Origin of the sequence: Oceanobacter kriegii DSM 6294 (assembly GCF_000422845.1) — a bacterium.
GTDB lineage: Bacteria > Pseudomonadota > Gammaproteobacteria > Pseudomonadales > Oceanobacteraceae > Oceanobacter > Oceanobacter kriegii.
Genome location: NZ_AUGV01000008.1, coordinates 22,092 through 40,896 on the forward strand (window position 1 = coordinate 22,092; position 18,805 = coordinate 40,896).

Annotated in this window: 8 protein-coding genes; 6 read left to right on the plus strand and 2 right to left on the minus strand. The window is 56.6% G+C overall.

Going from position 1 to position 18,805, the window contains the following annotated elements; genetic code table 11:
* Positions 1 to 338: 338 nt before the first annotated feature.
* The gene (locus G516_RS24945) at positions 339 to 3,638 is read right to left on the minus strand and encodes a ribosomal protein L7/L12 (protein ID WP_028292969.1); all 3,300 of its coding nucleotides are present in this window, start codon (positions 3,636 to 3,638) and stop codon (positions 339 to 341) included.
* 202 nt (positions 3,639 to 3,840) lie between these two features.
* On the opposite strand from G516_RS24945, the gene G516_RS0106530 reads away from it, so the two are divergent.
* Together G516_RS0106530 and G516_RS0106535 are read left to right on the plus strand one after the other, a co-directional pair.
* Complete coding sequence (locus G516_RS0106530) at positions 3,841 to 5,046, plus strand: helix-turn-helix transcriptional regulator (RefSeq protein ID WP_028292970.1); 1,206 nt, start codon at positions 3,841 to 3,843, stop codon at positions 5,044 to 5,046.
* Between the two features lie 296 nt (positions 5,047 to 5,342).
* Positions 5,343 to 7,415 (plus strand): TonB-dependent receptor domain-containing protein, encoded by a 2,073-nt coding sequence (locus tag G516_RS0106535; protein ID WP_156878972.1) that lies wholly within the window; start codon positions 5,343 to 5,345, stop codon positions 7,413 to 7,415.
* 166 nt (positions 7,416 to 7,581) lie between these two features.
* Here G516_RS0106535 and G516_RS0106540 read toward each other — a convergent pair whose 3' ends face one another.
* The gene (locus G516_RS0106540; RefSeq protein ID WP_028292972.1) at positions 7,582 to 7,788 is read right to left on the minus strand and encodes a hypothetical protein; all 207 of its coding nucleotides are present in this window, start codon (positions 7,786 to 7,788) and stop codon (positions 7,582 to 7,584) included.
* 438 nt (positions 7,789 to 8,226) lie between these two features.
* On the opposite strand from G516_RS0106540, the gene G516_RS21370 reads away from it, so the two are divergent.
* From G516_RS21370 to G516_RS0106560, 4 genes are all read left to right on the plus strand, one after another.
* On the plus strand, positions 8,227 to 9,567 hold the full coding sequence (locus G516_RS21370; RefSeq protein WP_051219015.1) for a hypothetical protein: 1,341 nt from the start codon (positions 8,227 to 8,229) through the stop codon (positions 9,565 to 9,567).
* A 5-nt stretch (positions 9,568 to 9,572) separates the two neighbouring features.
* Complete coding sequence (locus G516_RS0106550; protein ID WP_028292973.1) at positions 9,573 to 10,574, plus strand: methionyl-tRNA formyltransferase; 1,002 nt, start codon at positions 9,573 to 9,575, stop codon at positions 10,572 to 10,574.
* Positions 10,575 to 10,578: 4 nt separating this feature from the next.
* On the plus strand, positions 10,579 to 11,274 hold the full coding sequence (locus tag G516_RS23770) for a phage tail protein (RefSeq protein WP_051219016.1): 696 nt from the start codon (positions 10,579 to 10,581) through the stop codon (positions 11,272 to 11,274).
* Between the two features lie 160 nt (positions 11,275 to 11,434).
* Positions 11,435 to 18,739 carry a tandem-95 repeat protein gene (locus tag G516_RS0106560; RefSeq protein ID WP_169449503.1) on the plus strand — a complete coding sequence of 2,435 codons (7,305 nt, stop codon included), beginning with the start codon at positions 11,435 to 11,437 and terminating at the stop codon, positions 18,737 to 18,739.
* The last annotated feature ends 66 nt before the right edge of the window (positions 18,740 to 18,805 follow it).

Here is an 18,805-nt window from a genome sequence, read left to right on the forward strand (position 1 = left end):
AGGCGGCGAATGCAGCGGAATGACGAGTCCTTTCCAAATTCGCCAACACCGTTATGGCGGCCTGCAGGCCGCGCCCGACGGGGATGGCTGGGCATTGCTGACTCCGTGTCGCTGATTTTTGACTTGACCCATTAGGCCTGCAAATCAGCTTCGTGATTCAGCTTCGCCCTGTCATCCAGAGCGGGCACCTAGTTATTCAGAGGGGCCCTAACAGAATAAAAAGACCCGGCTATTTGGGGATAGCCGGGTAAAGGGGTACCAGAACCGCGGAGAGTAGAGGACCGCGGAGTCTGGCTTGCTCAATGAAGGAGCAACATCATTTCAGTCCGGTCTTTACTTTACTTCACTTCAACTTCAGCACCGGCGCCTTCCAGTTCGGCCTTGATTTGCTCGGCTTCTTCCTTGGAGGCTTTTGCCATTGTGGCTGTTTCACCACTGCTGGTTTCCTCGTAGGTCCGGCTCATCATCCTTGAGGTCGTTACCGGAGTCTGGGTGGTCGCGGTCGGGTCAAACTCAATCAGTTTGCCCTCGTCGGTGGAGTCGTGACACCAGATGGTTGGCGTGCTGCCGCTGTAGCTACCTGTAATGGCGTCAGCGCAGTACTGCAGGTCATCACTCAGGTGATAGTCCTCAGAGGTCTTGGTGTTGGTTGTCGGGTCATAGACCACTTCGTGCACACCAACACTCTCTGATACCAGATAGATGTGGTACGCGGTCGCCGACTCTTTCCAGATATGGATATCGGCGACATCCCAGAAGCCATTGCCATTGTTGGTAAAGCGGTTGTGCGGGGAAATGATCAGATCCACTTTACCGCCGCTGCCATAGTACATGGTCAGGTAGTTGTAGCTGCCACTGGTGTACGCAATGATGGAACGATCCTGGTCATCATCACCGAAGAACTCGACGGACTGAATATCATCGCTGGAAGCGAAGCGGACCGTTGGGCTGGCCGTTGACGAATTGCCGGCATAGCTCAAGGCGTTCGCTGCGAGCGCATTGAAGTCGTAGTTGAATTCGAACCGCGAAAGGAAGCTGTAGTCGTATCTGCCCCATTTTCCGGTACCGCCAATTCCCATCACCAGATGGAAGTTATCGTTGGTGGCGTCGTAGCTGACCTCTTCAACCGACAGACCCTTACAGCTGTTGATGCTCCATGTGGTACCTCTGTTAACGCCTGCCATGACGGTTTGAGCCAGGCTTACCTCGGAGGAAGTACCCGGGTAGTTGACCAGTCGAGCCGACAAGGTTGCGGGTGACGTGGTTTCGTTACACATCAGCATAAGCAGTTCATCGGTGGTACCGCCCACCAATCGGGCGATGGTCATGTCGGTGTACTGGGTATCCAGCATGGTATCAATCAATTCAAAGTCGATGTCGCTGGAATCTGGCGTCACCTTCATCATGCTGCTGTTGCTACCAGATGCCTTGATCATACCCAGCTCCAGCGGAGTCGAGATGGTTTGATCGCCGTATGGCCATGCCAGCGCTTGCATGCTGTCCTGACCCAGGCTCCAGCTTGGATCATGAAGCGCGGTGGTGGCCGGGGCCGCTTCAGTGGTACTGGTGAAGGTACCTACCTCAGTGCTGCCAATGGTCAGGGTGGAGCTGACATCGGTGGAGTAGTCATCAGAAGAGGTATGACGAACCACGATGCTGTCGCCTGCTGAAACGGTAATGGTACGGCCGGCAGCAACGATCTGTCCGCCGTTCACCTGCATTTCACCATGATCAACGCCAGCCAACAGCATGGTGTCAAAGCCGCCAACAATCACAGGCGCACTTTCAACCACGGTCGACCGTTCGACGTCGGTGGCCGCTGTAAAGGTGACCATATCCGGACTGTAATCAGCGCTGCGAGTCGTGGAGGTGAACGTAGCAACCTCGTTGGAGTAGATACTCAGCGTGGTGCTGGTCGCGGTAGAGTATGACGAAGACGCGGTGTGACGAACGCTCACGCTATCGCCTTCTCTGACCAGTGCTGAGGGTAACCAGCCACTGCCATTGACGGAGATTTCGCCGTTATCGACGGTTGCATCCAGCACGCCATCGAAACCGGTCACTGTGATTGTTGCACTTTCAACGGTGTCGCCAGGTTCCACACCGGTTACCGCTGCGAAGCTGGCGGTATCAGCGATGTTATCTGCGGCTCGGGTGGTTACGTTAAATCGGGTCGAGGTGCCCAGCAGGGTTACGGTGGAGGAGATTTCAGTATCAAACGAAGAAAAGGCCGTTGTTTGAATCTGGATTTGGTCACCGGCAGATACCATCGCAGGTGATGCCACGTTGCTGCCGTTGACGATCAGGGTGCCATTGAAGACCGTCATTGGGTGTGAGCCATCGAATCCACTTAAGGTAATGGTATTACTGCTGACTGTGGAAGAAAGCTCGGCGCCGGTAACCGGAGTGAAGCTGAACGTATCCGGAGTGAGATCAGCAGCGCGAGTGATGCTGGTAAAGATTGCGGTGACAGAACCCAGTGTCACGGTGCTGGTGGTGTTGAGGCCAAAGCCAGATGAGCTGGTTTGTACGACCTGAATCTGGTCTCCAGCAGATACCGTGGCAGAAGAACCGGCAGCAGAACCATTAATAATCAGCGAACCGTTCGCCACTGATAATGGCAGAGTGCCTTCAAAGCCTGTCAAGGTCACGGCATCGCTGGTGATGCTGGTGGAAGGTTCAACCTCAGTACGGTCTGTGAATGTGAAGCTGTCTGGCGTAGTGTCGATTTCGGTTTCTCCACCAGTTTCGCCGCCAGTTTCGCCGCCAGTTTCGCCGCCAGTTTCGCCGCCAGTTTCGCCGCCGGTTTCGCCGCCAGTTTCGCCGCCAGTTTCGCCGCCAGTTTCGCCGCCGGTTTCGCCGCCAGTTTCGCCGCCGGTTTCGCCGCCAGTTTCGCCGCCAGTTTCGCCGCCAGTTTCGCCACCGGTTTCGCCGCCAGTTTCGCCGCCGGTTTCGTTTTCAGGGCTCAGTTCAGCGCTTTCGTCGAAGTTGTAGTCCTGTTCGTCAACGTCGACTTCATAGCCGCCGGTATCCATATCAAAGACGATGGTGACGTCATCGAGCACGGCGTCGAAGCCGGTTTGGTCGGCGCTGAAGGTGGCGTTAAACAGGTCGTAGGTATTCGGATCGAGACCTTGTTCTTCGAATTGATCGGCGAAGTTGGCCAGAATCACGTCTTCGGCTTCTGCCAGAGCGTCGGCATCAAAGCTTTCCGCCTCGTCGTCCCAGGCAGCACGCAGCAGTTCGAGGCTTTGATGGTCGTTGGCGAGCAGCAGCGCAAGGGTTGTCAGAGGCGTCACGTTGACGGTGATGTCCGCCGCTTCTGCGAAGGAGTACTGAATGGCCAACGCGGTGTTGTCCGGCCGGGCTTCCAGCATAAAGGGTGGGGTCATGCCGTCGACGTTAACGCTGAAGGTGCCGTTGTCTTCGATCACCACATTGGTGGATCGGCCTTCGGCGTCGTACACAAACAGGGTGCCGTCAATGGCCAGGCCAGTGGCTGCGGTACCTGTCAGATAGCTGGATTCGGCGTCGTTGTTTGCGTTGTCGTCACTGTCGGACGACGAACTGCCACCGCAAGCGGTGAGGGTCAAAGAAGATGCTGCCATCAGGGACAGCATAAGCTTGCTGAGTTCCATTGAGTCCTTCCTTCGGAATAAGGTTTGGCGGCACGAGGGGCTCGTGTCGCTGGATCATTTTGGGTGTCACGAAACGTCAGCAGATTACGACCTGACAGAGTGGTCAGCTTCACCCATATGGGTGATTTTATGGAACAATATGGCCACGAAGCCCGCTACCATGGGGGTTCTGACTGGATTGTCATACGATCGGGTAATTCAAATGGATAGAAATGAAAGTCTGATAGCAGCGCCGTTTGAAGGGATTAACGAGGCCACAGCCAACTACGACAGTTTGCTTTCGGTGTTGTACGACGGCGTTCAGGCGGAGCAGGGATTTAACCCATTCCTGCAACGGTTACAGCAATTGTTTGGCTGTCGAACGGCGACGCTGTCCGTCAGGGACAGCCATACCGGTCAGGTGGTGGGGGGCTGGTATCAGGACATGCCAGCCGACATTGTGGCCTGGTACATCGCAGAAATGGCCTGGCGTGACCCTTTGTATTTGCGGGCCGTCGACCAGAATGAAGTCGGTTTTTGCAGCGCGCATATCAGCAACGATGTGTCGATGGATGACCCGGTCATCACCGAATGGTGCGCGCAGGCCGGACTGGTGGACGGTGCTTGCGCCATTGTTCACCGGGATCAGGATACGTTTACTGCGCTGACGCTGGGGCGAGCCGAGGAATATGGCCGCTTCTCGATGGCTGAGCTGGCGGTGTACAACCAGCTGATCGCTCATGTGCGGCGGGCGCTGGGGCTTCGTAAACTGGTGCAACAACAGCAGTCCGCGACGGCTTTGCTGGTGGATGCGCTGCAAACCCTGGCCAGCCCGATTGTGATGCTGGATGGCACCATGAATATCCTGTTCAGCAACCGTGCGGCGGAACAATGGTTACAAGGCAACCCCTGGATTCAACGCCAGCAGTCGGTGCTGAGGTTTTTGTCCCACCGTCGTCAAAGCGCATTTATTGAAGCCATTCATACCCTGACGTGCCAGACCGATTCTGATGGCCAAAAGCAGGACCTAGCTCAGGTGGTGATGACGCTGGAGGCGCCAACCGGAATCAACACCGGCGGTGCGACCCTGCTGTTCGCGCCTGTGTATCGCCATCGTCCGGAGGATGGGCCAGTGGTAATGCTGACTATTTATCCGTGGGATGCCAATGGTTTGATTACCCGCGAGCGTATCCAGCAATTCTTTGATGTGTCCGACGCCGAAGCGCGGGTGTGTGAAGGCTTGTGCCAGGGCTGTTCACTGGAAGAGATTAGCGCACAGCTGTGCCGTGAAATGTCGACCATTCGGACCCACGTGAAATCCTTGTATCGCAAAACGTCCACCAACCGACAGGCCGAGCTGGTGGCGCATGTGCTGACCTCACTATTGCGGCCGGGCAGTGAGTTGGCGGATCTTTCGGTGCCTGGGTGAGTATCAAGCGTATTTTATTTTTCACACTGGAAATTAAAATAAGTATTTGAATATTCAATGAAAGTTCCAGCTCATGGCTGGCACAAATTGTTGCATTTGGAATCGTTAAGCCAGTTAGCGCCCGCCAGCCCTTGCTGTCTATGCCTTCGGGTCATTAAGGCGATTTAAAAGACGCATTGTTCAGCGAACAAACGCTAACAACTGAGAATAGAAGCACTAACAATCGCAGTTCATTTAAATTCCGGAAGGCAAATCATTCTTCTTTTGCCTGCCGGAGCCTGAACTGGAGAGTAGGTGTGTTGCAGTCAATGGAAAAGGGACGGTTCCCGCGCAAGGGTCTGTTTGTCGCAATATCGGCGTTAAGTGCAGGGTTCAGTCCGCTAGTGTTGGCTGCGGAAGAAGACAGTCAAATGCTGGAAGAAGTGGTGGTAACGGCATCCGGCCGCGAACAGCAGGTGATTGATGCACCGGCTTCCATCACCGTGATTTCACAGGAAGAGCTGCGCAAGCAGTCCTACACCTCGATTGTGGATGCGGTGAAAGACATTCCCGGCGTCTACGTGAACGGTGGCGCCAATATGCAGGACATCAGCATTCGCGGCATGGACGACAGCTACACCCTCTATCTGGTGGATGGTCGTCCGCTGTCTTCCGGCCGTAACGTAAACACCAATGGCGCCGATGGTGGCAAACAAATTGGCATGCCGCCGCTGTCGATGATTGAACGTGTGGAAGTGGTGCGTGGCCCGATGTCATCGCTCTACGGTTCTGAGGCCATGGGTGGCGTTGTGAACGTCATTACCCGCGTTGCGCCAGAAGAGTGGGGCGGTTCCATTTCGGCCGACTACACCAAATCCTTCAATGACATCAGCAACGACAAATACAACACCGACCTGTACGTCGGTGGCCCGCTGGCCGACAACGTTGGCATTGAATTCACCGGCAGTTTTGAACACACCGACGAGAGTGATTTTGTTGGTGAAGACGACTCTGCCGCCAGTAACCCGGACTCCGCCACGCGTTCCTTTGGTACGCGGCTGAACTGGCAAGCAAACGACAGCAACCGCCTGGGGCTGTCGTACGACAAGTCGAAACAGCGCTACACCCACACGCCGGGTAAATCGCTGGCGGCCGACGACACCAAATCTTCCTACGAATACGAAAAGGAAGTGCGCGTCCTGACCCACAACGGTTACTACGGCAACCTGATGGTCGACACCTACTTGCAGCAAGACCTGTCGGACAAGGTGCAAACCACCGACAAGCAGGAAGAAATCGTCACGCTTAACAGCCAGGCCACCTACATGGGCGCCGAAAACACCTACACCTTCGGTGGTCGTTACCGTAAGGAAACCCTGGTGAACGAAACCAACGGCCTGCTGAGCGCCAGCGTTGACGGTGCCGTCGACACCATGGACCGCTGGATTGGTGCCGTATTCACCGAAGCCGAATGGCAGCTGACCGATGACCTCGCGTTGACCACTGGCCTGCGTTACGACGACGATGAATTCTTTGGTGGCCACTTCTCGCCTCGGGTCTATGCCAACTGGCGTGCCACCGAAACCTTCACCCTGAAGGGCGGTGTATCGACCGGTTATTCACAGCCATCCCTGCCCAGTGCAACGGAAGGGTTTGGTCAGGGCACTGGTGGCAGTGGTTCACCTAACCAGACCGCCGACGGCACTGCGATTTCCCGTGCCCTGATCATTGGTAATCCGGACCTCGACCCGGAAACCAGCGTCAACTACGAGATGGGTGCCATCCTCAACAACGATTACGTCAACGCCAGCGTGACCGTGTTCCAGACCACCTTCAAAAACAAGATTGCCGAAGACCGTTTGTGTGAAAGCAGCACCGACGTTGGCCGTGATGACTACACCAACTACGAGTGTGAATACGGCGGCAACAGCTACTACTTCCTCAGCACCTATCGCAACATCAGCGAAGCGGAAATGCGTGGGGTAGAAGTGTCGGCCAAGAGCTGGCTGTCAGACAGCGTGGAAGTGGGCGGTAGCTTTACCTGGACCGACTCCGAGCAGAAAACCGGCGACTACAAGGGCGAGCCTTTGAACAAGATTCCCCTGCGCATGGCCAACCTCAGCTTCGACTGGTACGGCGACAGCGGCATCAACCTGTGGAGCAAAATCAGCCACCGCGGCGCTACCTCCGACTCGCTCGGTCGTCGCAGCATGACGGAAGGCACACCGGGCTACACCATTGCTGACATTGGTGCCACCTGGAACCCGACCGACAGCCTCAAGCTGGTGGGCGGTTTGTACAACGTCGCCAACAAGGAAATCACCAGTGATACCTACGGCGTGGTATTGGACGGTCGTCGCTTGACTGTAGGCGCTACCTACAGCTTCTGATCGCGCAAGCTATCCGACCAAACAAAGCCGCGGTGATGCCCATCACCGCGGATTTTTTATTGGCGCCCGTGTTGTCGTTGCAGGCTGTCGTAGGAGCGAATTTATTCGCGAGCCTACATCCTGAAGCCCAGACTCCAGAGTCTACGCTCCCCGCTCAACTCCAGACCTAGCCTTTCCCCACCATCTGGTTCAACAGCGTCTGGAATTCCTGCTGACTGATGTCCACCAACTCACATACCCGCCCGTACAACATGATGGTGGGCACATTGCGGCCGCCCATCTCCTGTTGGGTTTGGTGCAGGCAATAAAGAATCGCCCGCTGTTTACGGGTAAGGCCGTCCCTGACGTCTGGTGGTTGCCCTTCATCGCACATATTCAGGCTCCGGAATTGTTAAGGTCCCTATGATACAAGACTCCGTATCTTCCCTGTTTTCAGAGGGGCTCAAGTGTTTTCTACACGGCTGTTATATGAATATGTGTTTTATAAAACATTATTCAAATTAACGCCGAATATATGGCGGTTTCCGAGCATATAAAATCATCGGTATCAAAGGTGCTGACTTTTAATACAAGGGACCCTAGACCTTTACGATGTGTAAAAAAGTGTCAGGTGGACTATTTTTAAACGATTAATGCCGGATTTTGACAGCGGTTTCTCAGGGGTGATCTACAGTATGAAAAACGATCATGCAGTCGAGTCGGGATTCCTGTCGGCGATAACCCTTTTCCAGTAAGCAGTTCGCGCAGGCCTTCCCGAATACCAATAAACCCTGTCACCAAGCAGGTTGGATAAGCAGGCAAGGAAGCGCGTATGTCAAAATGTATGGCTCAGCCCGTGGCTGGCCCCCATCAGTCCCCGGCGTTCGGTATATCTGGCCGTGAATTTGCGGCCTCTGACAGCGCCCAGGACCCCGTCGTACAAAGCCTGTTAAATCAGTCCCTGCGTCAGCAGTTAATGGCACTTGCGTCGGAGCCAATGAGCGCTACCGAGCGGCAGCTCGCCTTGCGTGAAAGCTTCATTGCGATTGCTGAAGCCATGCTGCTGAAAACCGATCTTGGCTACGCCCAACGTGTTGCTCTGCACGACAAGGCCTATGAGCAGGCCATGCTGTCGATGCAGGAAGCGAAGCTGGCTGAAGCGATTGCCACGCGCCAGTTTGTGCATGCTTCCGGTCTGGTTCTTTCCCCCATTCATTGCAGTACCACCATCAAGGACGTCAGCCGTCTGGATGCCTTTGGAACCGGCATGGATGTGCTGATCCGGCAGCAGTGTGAGCTGGCGCGTCAGCAGGGCCGGGACTGCATTCATATTCTTTATCCAGCCTGCGGGCCCTTTGCACCCCTGTTACTGCCTTTGCTGAGCTATTACCAGGCCAACGACCGCTTCCCGGCCGCGTTGGGTGTCCAGCTCAAGGTGACGCTGGTGGATATCCATGAAGGGGCAACCCAAACCCTCAGGCAACTGGTCGCCGACCTCGGTCTGGAAGACCAGGTCGATACCATTGCAACCGCCGATGCCTGCTCCTTTGCACCGTCCAGCCCGATCGATGTTCTGGTGCTGGAGGCGTCCCAGCACGGTTTTTCCAAGGAAGCCCACTTCAGTATTGCCCATGGCCTGCTGCCGCATCTGCGCGACAGTGGTGAGCTGGTGCCCAAAGACGTCGTGATCAAGGCGGCGATGGTGGTTGGCCAAACGGAATACGTTGAGCAGTTTCGCAATGCCAATACCGATGCCGATACCAGTGCTAAAGCGGAGCAGCCGCTGCAACTGGACGCAGCAGCCCAGGCGGATCGGGTCGAACTGGGGGAAGTCTGGCGGCTGAACAAGGTCAGCATTGCCGGGGCCAAATTGCTCACCCTGCAAGACGGCCAGCAATTGGTGCTGTGTAACCGGCTGACCTTGCCTGAAAATCGGAATGATCTGGCCAACCGCATACTGGTGCTGTACAGCGAGTTCGATACCTTTGGTGATGGCAAGCTGACGCAATATCAGTCCGGTATTACCCACCCATTGCCAATGATGGAAGTCTGCGTCGATTTCAAACCGAATGGCGTTATGCCAGACGACTTGCTGCTGAACCGCGGCGACACCATGGAGTTTTACTACCGCCTCAATGGGCTGACGGGCTTCCTGCCGGTCAAGGTCGGGTGACTGCCATGAACAGTCCTGCCCGGGTGGTGGTGTTTTCTTCCAGCTGTATCAGTCTGCCGCTGATCGAGCGGTTGGCTCAACGTGGGCAATTGGCGGCGGTGGTTATTTACTTCAGCGACCAGCCCCAACAACGTCAGGACGCCCGGCAACTGGCAGCGACCCTGCAACCTCATGGCATTACGCTGCTGGAATACCCCAGCGCCGAACCTGCCAGCTTGCTGAAACAGTTGGATCAGTGGCGGGCCAATATCGGCTTGTCGTTTGCGTTTGGCAAAATATTTCCACCACCGCTGATCGACTATTTTCAGGGCAAGTTAATGAATCTGCATGCATCAGACCTACCCAACTATCGCGGTCCGATGCCGATCTACTGGCAAATTCGTCATGGTCTGGATGAACTGCCGCTGACCCTGCATCAGGTCAGCGCTGACATCGACGCTGGCGATATTGGCCTGCAAACCCGCCTTGCACTGCATCCCTTCGATACCACCCAATCGGCGACCTTCAAGCTGATGCACAGCGCTGCGGATCTGTTTGAACAGGCGCTTGGACAACTGCAACAAGGCTCGCTTGAGTGGCAACCCCAACGGCCTTGGAGCGACGCCGATTACAAGGCGTCAGCGCTGCAGCCAAAGGACCTGCAACTGAACCGGACCCACAGCGCGCAAGAGATTGTCCGCGCTTGTCGGGCGGGTAACCCGGCGCAGGGATTTGAAGTGCACACCCCGCTGGGGGCGTTCCATTTGATGCAGGCGACGGTGCAGCCGCAGCCGACCTTTGGTGCGGCCGCCGGCACGGTGGTGATGATTGATAAACAGCAGGGCTGGTTGGTGGCAACCCGTGAAGGGTGTGTGTCGTTTGATGTGGTTGTGACCTCGGGCGGTTACTTCAGCGGCTACCAGTTTGCTTTGTTAAACGGCTTTGAGGCAGGCATGTGCCTGTTTGGGATTGGTGCCGCAGGCTGTCTGGCAGACATACAGGAACAGATCAACGAGAAGAGAGGGTAACGCAATGGAAAGCTACATCGGTTTTATCTATCCGTCCGGGTTCAATTTTGCGACCCGAGGGTATGCCTGCTGTATGGGGCAAATTCTGCCAATTAGCAGCCATACAGCGGTGTTTGCATTACTGGGCACTGCTTATGGTGGCAATGGCAGAGACTCGTTTGGTCTTCCTGATTTGCAAGGGCGCACCGCCATTGGTTTTGGGGACGGCGCGGGTCTACCTCAACGAAACATGGGCGAAAAATTTGGATCTGATAACCATATCCTGACGCCCATTGATATGCCCTCTCAGACGGCTTTTGTCTCGCTTCCTGAGGTTACGGTGCCTGTCGTGGCCGCGGTGACTCAATCAGGGTCCGCAACGGTGAGCATTACTGCGGCAAAGCAAGCAGGCAACAAACCCGCATTTGCAGGGCCCAGCGTTCAGGCTCCCGCCGACGGTTCACTTCTGGCTTATGGTCAAAGTGGCTCAACCCTGGCGGCGTCTTATCTGGAGGGAGAGCCAGATAACGGTACTTTCGTTCTGGGTGGCGCTTCCATCGAGTTACCGCAGATGGCGGTTTCTACTCAAATTGAAATTCCTCAGCAACATAACCTACCGGTTGCTATACCGGGCGGCGCAAGGGGTATTTCACTCTACCAGCCTTCGTTGGCGGTGAATTATCAGATCAACCTTACAGGGACTTTTCCCAGTCGGAGTTGAAGCCGGGTCTTATCGAACCTGAGCCGTCACTCATTGTTATTCACCGTCATTGTTGGGGTAAACCACTATGGAGCGGTCTGTTTTATCCTGCTGGCAAACAGCAGTGCATCATCAAGAGCAGCTTATAACGCGGATCTTCCGTCGGCCGTTGGCTACCAGCTTGCTGGCTCTGGCAGCGTTGATGATCGGTGGCACTTCGGTGCAGGCCGCTCCGGTGACCATCACCTATGATCCTGCCGGTTATGACCCCTACAATACGGCGAACGACGGCTCCACAGGGACGACGACCTGGATTCAGGGGCAGTCTTTTACGGCCACCAAAACCGGGGTTTTGACCAGCATCGGGGTGCCGAATGATGGCGATGGCAGTGGTACCTGTACGCTGGTGGTTTATGAAGGTATGGCAGAAGCCTATGACGCCTCCAGCTCGAACCTGATTCACACTCAGGTGCTGTCTGCGCCCTTGCCCGATGTGTATCCCAATGGTGATCATCTGACGGGGCGGTCGGGGTTCGCGACCATTACCCTGGATGCCATCGTGCCAATTACGTCGGGGACGCTCTACAGTTTTTACCTGATGCCGCGCACCTGTTCGGATATTGCCTATTTCGACTACGAAAATGCCTTTTCCAACATGAGTGGCCAGTTGAAAACCGATCTTTATACCGGCGGCAATGCCTATTACCTGGCCGACTCAGGAGATAACCCTTTCGATTGGACGACCGCGGATATGCCATTTGAGGTGGTGCAGGGGGATGCGGTTGTGGCCAATTCAGCGCCAACCCTAAGCAGTGTGCCAACCTCTGCTGCGGTGACGGAAGACGTGGCCACGACGATTCTTGATGGTGGGGTTTCGGTGGCTGACAGCGATGGCGACACCGTTACCCTGACGCTTGCGGTGGGGGCAGGCTCGATTGCGTCCAGCGACGGCAACGGTACGTATTCATCGGTCACGGTGAGTAATTCCGGTTCTGCCAGTATGACCCTGGCGGGCACCACATCGGCGCTGAGCAGTTACCTTTCCAACGGCAAGATTCAGTACACCACGGCGCTGAACAGCAACTCGGCGGCGACCCTGACCATCACCCCTAATGACGGCAGCGAGAATGGCACCGCCGCCAGTGTGACGCTCAACGTGACGGCGGTGAACGATGCGGCTTCCGCTTCCTTGCTGAACTATGACACGGTGGAATTTACCGAGGGCGGCAGTCCAGTGCTGCTGGATGCTGGTAGTAATGCCGTCATCACGGATGTGGATTCAGCGGATTTCTCCGGCGGTACGCTCAGTGTCACCGGTGTAAGCTGGGCGCCTTCGCAAGACCAATTGAGCATCGATACGTCAGGTGCGGTTTCGCTGACGGGTACCACTAGCGGTAGCTCTGTGGCGGTTTCCGGCACGGTTATTGGTACATTGGTGAACACCATCGGAGCGGGTGCCTCGCTCGAGATCAGTCTTAACAGCAATGCTACGCCAGCTCGGGTTCAAGTGCTGCTGCGGGCCTTGACCTATGAAAACATCAGCAGCTCGCCGATCAATGCTATGCGTACTTTTACGATTAGCCTGGATGACGGTGATGGTGCTTCTGCGGTGTTAGGTACGGTTTATGTGATGTTGACGGCCTTCGACAGAGACGCGACGGTCTCTGCTGCCAGTGGTGTCATCGAGCCGGTAGCACTCCCTACCACAGCAATTACCGCGGGCCAGGCCGTCGACCTGTTCGATTTCACTCTGACCGATGGCGCGACTGCGGACACCGCAGCGTTGCAGATATCGCAAATCAAGCTGTCCGTATCGGGCACGGCCAATGAAGCGGAACTGGCCAGCATCCATTGGTACCTGAACGGTCCGGATGTCAGCAATGCCAGCGGTGGATACAGCGCTGGCATACTCGGTTTTAGCGGCCTGTCTGTGTCGGTTGCCAGTGGTAGCAGCGAGACCTATACGATCAGCGCCTACTTCAATGACAATAGTGGTATTACCGATGGGCATACGGTGGTGCTTGGCCTCGATGGCGATTCCCAGATCACGACGGGGTCGGGCACCGGTTTTGGCACAACGACTCCGCTGACCAACGGCACAGGGACGCCGTTGAGTGTGACGGCCAGCCAGCTGGTGGTCGTTACCCAGCCCGCGGGCTCGGTATCCGGCACGGCACTGACAACCCAGCCGGTGATCGCGGCGCAGGATGCTGCTGGTAACCTGGACCTCGATTTTAGCGAGACCATTTCCCTGACCGAAGCCAGTACTGGCAGCCTGACCGGTAGCAGCGTGGCTGCGGTTAATGGTCTGGCGACCTTTACATCACTGACTTACACCGCGACGGCGGATCAGCAGTCGTTCACCCTGACCGCTGATGATCAGTCGGCTGTTGGCAGTGACCTGACAGCGGTGACGACCAGTACATTGACGTCCGACGTGGTTGCCACGGCGTTGCAGTTTAGCAGCCAACCCGTGCCATTGAGCGTGAGTAATGGCAACGCCACTGCGCTGACGACGGTACCTGTGGTGCAGGCTGTCGATGCTGCCGGATTGCTCGATAGTGATTATTCAACCGCTGTGACGCTGGCAGAAGTGAACGGCGCTGGCTCCGTACAGATGTCGGCCAGCGGCGACACCGATGGCAATGCTGCGACCGTCACTCTGACCCCGGCGTCCGGTGTTGCCACCTTTACGGGTCTGACCGTGACCTACACGGTGGCTGGTAGCACGGATGAAACCTTTAATCTGCAAGCAACGTCAGGTTCTTTGCCGGCGGTGACCAGCAGCCAAATGACGAGCAGCTACGATGGCACTGCGCCGACCATTGTCTCCAGTATTCCGGCGGACAATGCAACCGGGGTGGCCTATAACACCAATCTCACCATCACCTTCTCTGAGCCTGTGGTAGCAGGTATTGGCGGCTTGACCATTTATGAGGCTGAGACTGGTCGGGCGAGGTATTTCGATATCAGTGATCTGACGCTAAATGGCTCGTCGCTGGTCACTAATTCGCGGTTACGACTTGACCCGATGGTCGAATATTACGTGCTGACGGCCCCGGGCCTGGTAACGGATGTTAACGGTAATAGCTGGCCCGGGTTGTCTGACCCTGAAGTGCTCAGCTTCACCGTTGGCAATATAGCGCCGTATGCTTACAACGACGGAGCTTCAACCCTTGAAGATGCTGCGGTTGCAATCAATGTGTTGGTCAACGATCTGGATGAGGATGGTGCACTGAATCCCGCCAGTGTGGTGGTGGCCAGTGCGCCTGAGAACGGATCGACCAGCGTGAATACGGCCAATGGTGTGATTACCTACACGCCGGATGCCAACTTCAACGGCAGGGACAGCTTTACCTATCAGGTGGAAGACCTGAATCAGGGCCGCAGTGCCGAGGCGACAGTCACTGTTTTTGTGGACTCCGTGAACGACGCCCCGGTAGCGGTAGCAGATACCATCATCATTGATGAGGATGACTCGGTCACTGTTGATGTACTGGCCAACGACACTGACGTTGACGGCGGTCCGGAGCCGTCCTCACTGGAGATCGTGCAAGCCCCGGTTGCGGGTACTGCAACGGTTGTCGATGGCCGGATTGAGTATGTTGCGGGTGCTGACTTTGAAGGGACCGACAGCCTTACTTACCAGTTTCAGGATTACCTCGGGGCGTACTCCAATATTGCGACGCTGACCATTACGGTTACGGGGGTTAACGATGTACCGGTTGCCGCAGCAGATAACGCCTCAACCGATGAAGACACTGCTGTGGTGATTGATGTGCTCGATAATGACAGTGATGTGGATGGCAGTCTGGATATCGGCAGCGTTGCGGTTGTGCAGCAACCGGGTAACGGTGCTGTCAGTGTCGATGCCGCAACCGGTGACATCACCTACACCCCGGCACTGAACTTCTTCGGCAGCGACAGCTTCACCTACGTGGTGGCGGACGATGCCAGCGCGACCTCCGCGCAGGGCACGGTAACCATTGTTGTGGCCTCGGTGAATGATGCGCCGGTCACCGTTGCCGACACTGTGATACTGCAGGAAGACGTCGCCCACAGCATCGGTGTGCTGGGAAACGACAGCGATGTGGATGGCACTCTGGTGCTGACCAGTATTGAAGTGCTTCAAATGCCACAACATGGCACGACCAGCGTCGGCACGGACGGGCTGGTTCTCTATCAACCGGACAGCAACTTCGCGGGTAGCGACAGCTTCAGCTATCGGGTACAGGACGACAGCGGGGTATGGTCGAATGAGTCTGTGGTCAGCATCGGTGTGACGGCCGTCAACGATGTGCCGATCGCCAATGCCGATACCGCCGAAACCCAGGAAGAGGAGGCCGTTGCCATCGACGTGGCGGCCAACGACAGCGATGTCGACGGCAGTCTGGATCTTACCAGTATTGAGATTAGCCAGGCTCCGCTTAATGGTGAGTTGGTCGATCATCTCGATGGCACCCTGACCTACACCCCTGATGATGACTTCTACGGCAACGACAGCTTTCGCTATCGGATATCTGACGATGAAGCGGGTGCTTCCGCAGCGGCGCTGGTATCCATCAACGTGGTGGGTATTAACGACGCTCCGGTGATTTCCGGTACTCCGACAGCGTCTGTGCTGGAAGGTCAGGCCTACAGTTTCACCCCTCAGGTAACGGACTCCGACAGCAGTAATTTCCGCTTTGAACTATCCGGCCAACCTGCGTGGATGAGCATCAACAGCACCACCGGAGTGGTGTCTGGTACTCCGTCAGTTGGGGATGCAGGGACCTATTCCGGCATTGTTATTACGGTCGACGATGGCTCCACCAGTAACAATCTGGCGTCGCTGGCGGCATTCAGCCTGACGGTGGAAGGCGACTTCGATACCGATGGCATCGCCAACAGCACAGATCACGATGACGACAACGACGGCATTTCTGACAGCGATGAGCTGCGTTACGGCTTGAATCCATTGGACGACACGGACGCCTTGCTGGACAGCGATGGAGACAATATTTCCAACCAACAGGAAGTCACAGACGGCACCGACCCAACCGACGGCGATGATTATTACGACGTCACGCCACCGGTGATTACCGCCCCGGCGGCCATCACTCTGGATGCCAGCGCCGTGTTTACCCGAGTGACGCTGGCCCAACTGCTGGGCGTGACCGACGACTCCGCAGCCATTAACGCGGCATTGCTGGCGATGACCAGCGACAACGTCGATGGCGACGCCTGCTGCACGGCCACGGTAGACGGCTTCGAGAGCCAGTCCGCCATGCTGCGCCCCGGTTTGCATAACCTGGTGTTCCGCGCGCTGGATGCCAAGGGCAACGAAGGCCGTGCGACACAGGTTGTGCGTATTCGCCCACTGGTGTCTTTCAGCAAGGACGAGCGTCAGGTGGAAGGCTCCACAGTGACGGTCAGCATTGAGCTGGACGGCCCTGCACCGGACTATCCATTCGAGGTGCCCTACCAGATCAGCAGCGCCAGCAGTGCCAACGACGAAGACCATACGTTGGAGGCCGGTAGCGTGATCTTTACCGCAGGCTCGGTGAGCGAGGATATCCGCTTCGAGTTGCTTGATGACGGCGTTGCCGAAGGCACGGAAACACTGATCATTGCGTTGGACGATGCCACCTCCGATGACGAGGATCTGCAAGCCGGCTACGACCCGAATGCCATCGATGTGAATGATATTAATGCCGGCCGCAAGTCCAGCGTCAGTATCTCGATCGTGGAAGGCAATATTGAACCTGAAGTGAACCTGCAAGTGTCCCAGGCGAGCAGCCTGTCTACCACGATTGCCCGCGATGGTGGCAACGTCACCTTCCTGGCCACGGCAACGGATGGCAATGTTGCCGATACCGTCACGCTGAGCTGGGCCGATACCGATACCCGGGTGCTGTCGCTGAATACCAGCAGTAGCGCCGAAAACCTGATTTTCGATCCGGCCAACCTGTCGCCGGGGCGTTACCGGGTGGAAGTGTCAGTCACCGACAGTCAGGGGCTGGTGGACGATGCCTCGTTGTACTTCCGGGTGATCGACACTGCATTGGTGCTGTCTGCTGAAACCGACACCAATGGCAATGGTATTGCAGACGCCGATGAAGGTGCGGGCGACGCCGACAGCGACGGTATTCCGGATTACCTCGACAGTCTGGCTGAGCGCAATCTGTTGCCAGAAATTGCCACTGCCAGCAGCAGTCATGTGGTTGAGTGTGACCCCGGCGTGCACTGCCGTTTGGGAGGGCTGGCGATGGAAGGCAGCAGTGGTGGTGCACTGCTTTACGAGGCCGAGTTTGAGGCGCTGGAAGGCATTGGCAGCGACAGCTCTCACCGCCCGGTGGGAGGCATCTTCGACTTCATCGCCGCTGAATTGCCAGTGGCCGGAAGCTCGGTGCAAGTAGTGCTGCCACTGCACGCGGCGATCGAAGCCGATGCGGTCTATCGCAAATACCAGAATGGCGTCTGGATGGACTTTGTCGAAGACGACAACAACAGCGTGCATTCTGCTGCCGGAGCCATGGGCTTCTGCCCGCCTCCGGGGGATGCGTCCTGGGTTGCGGGCCTGACCGAAGGACACTTGTGTGTGCAATTGACCATTGAAGACGGCGGGCCAAACGACGCTGATGGCGAAGCCAATGGCGCGGTTGAAGACCCGGGTGCGGTCAGCGTGTTGTCCACGGCAGGCTCCGAGTCGCTGGAGGGCGTCACAACCCGAAGTACCCGTTCGGGTGGCGCGGTCAGTGGCTGGTGGCTGTTGCTGCTGGGCGCGGCCCTGTGGCTGTCCCGCCAGCCGTCCGGTAAACCGCTGCCACAACGCCTGCTGACAGCGGGGCCAGGAATTGTGGGGTTGGGGGTGAGTGCGGGGGCTCTGGTACTAAGCGCTGTGCTGACGCCAAAGGCTGCGGTGGCTGACAGCTTTGATACCACGGACGATCATGCCCCTTACATCCTGGTGCGTGCTTTACAGGTGGCTGGCAGCAACAGCAGCAGCGACTTTGAACAGCAATTGCAGCAGCAAGGCCAAACCATCACGGTGGACGACTACGACACCTCACGCTTCGGCTATCAGCTGGGGTTGGGGTATGAATACGCCCCGCATCTGGCGCTTGAGTTCAGCTATCTGGATATGGGCGATGCCGAGGTGACATTCAGCGGTACGGCCAACCCGACCGAATTGCGTGCGGCTCTGAAAGACGAACACCCGGTAGGTGGCGCTGGCTGGTTGCTGGATCAGGTGTTTGTGGTGTCGCCACTGGAGCGGCTGAACCTTGAAATGTCGATGGGCTTGTATCGCTGGAGCAGCAAAACCAGCAGCAGCCACAGCGCATTCCGACGAGACCCGGACAGTGGTGTTGATGTCATGCTGGGGCTGGGTGCGGAGTATCAGGCGCTGGATGACACAACGCTGGAGTTGCGCTGGCAGCAACTGCGGATTGGCAGTGAACGGTTGCAAATGCTGGGCATCGGCAGCCGGATATTGCTCTGGTAAGCCACTGGTTTTGAGTTTAATCCCTCAAAAGTCACTTAACCCACACTTCACCCAACACCAAACAGG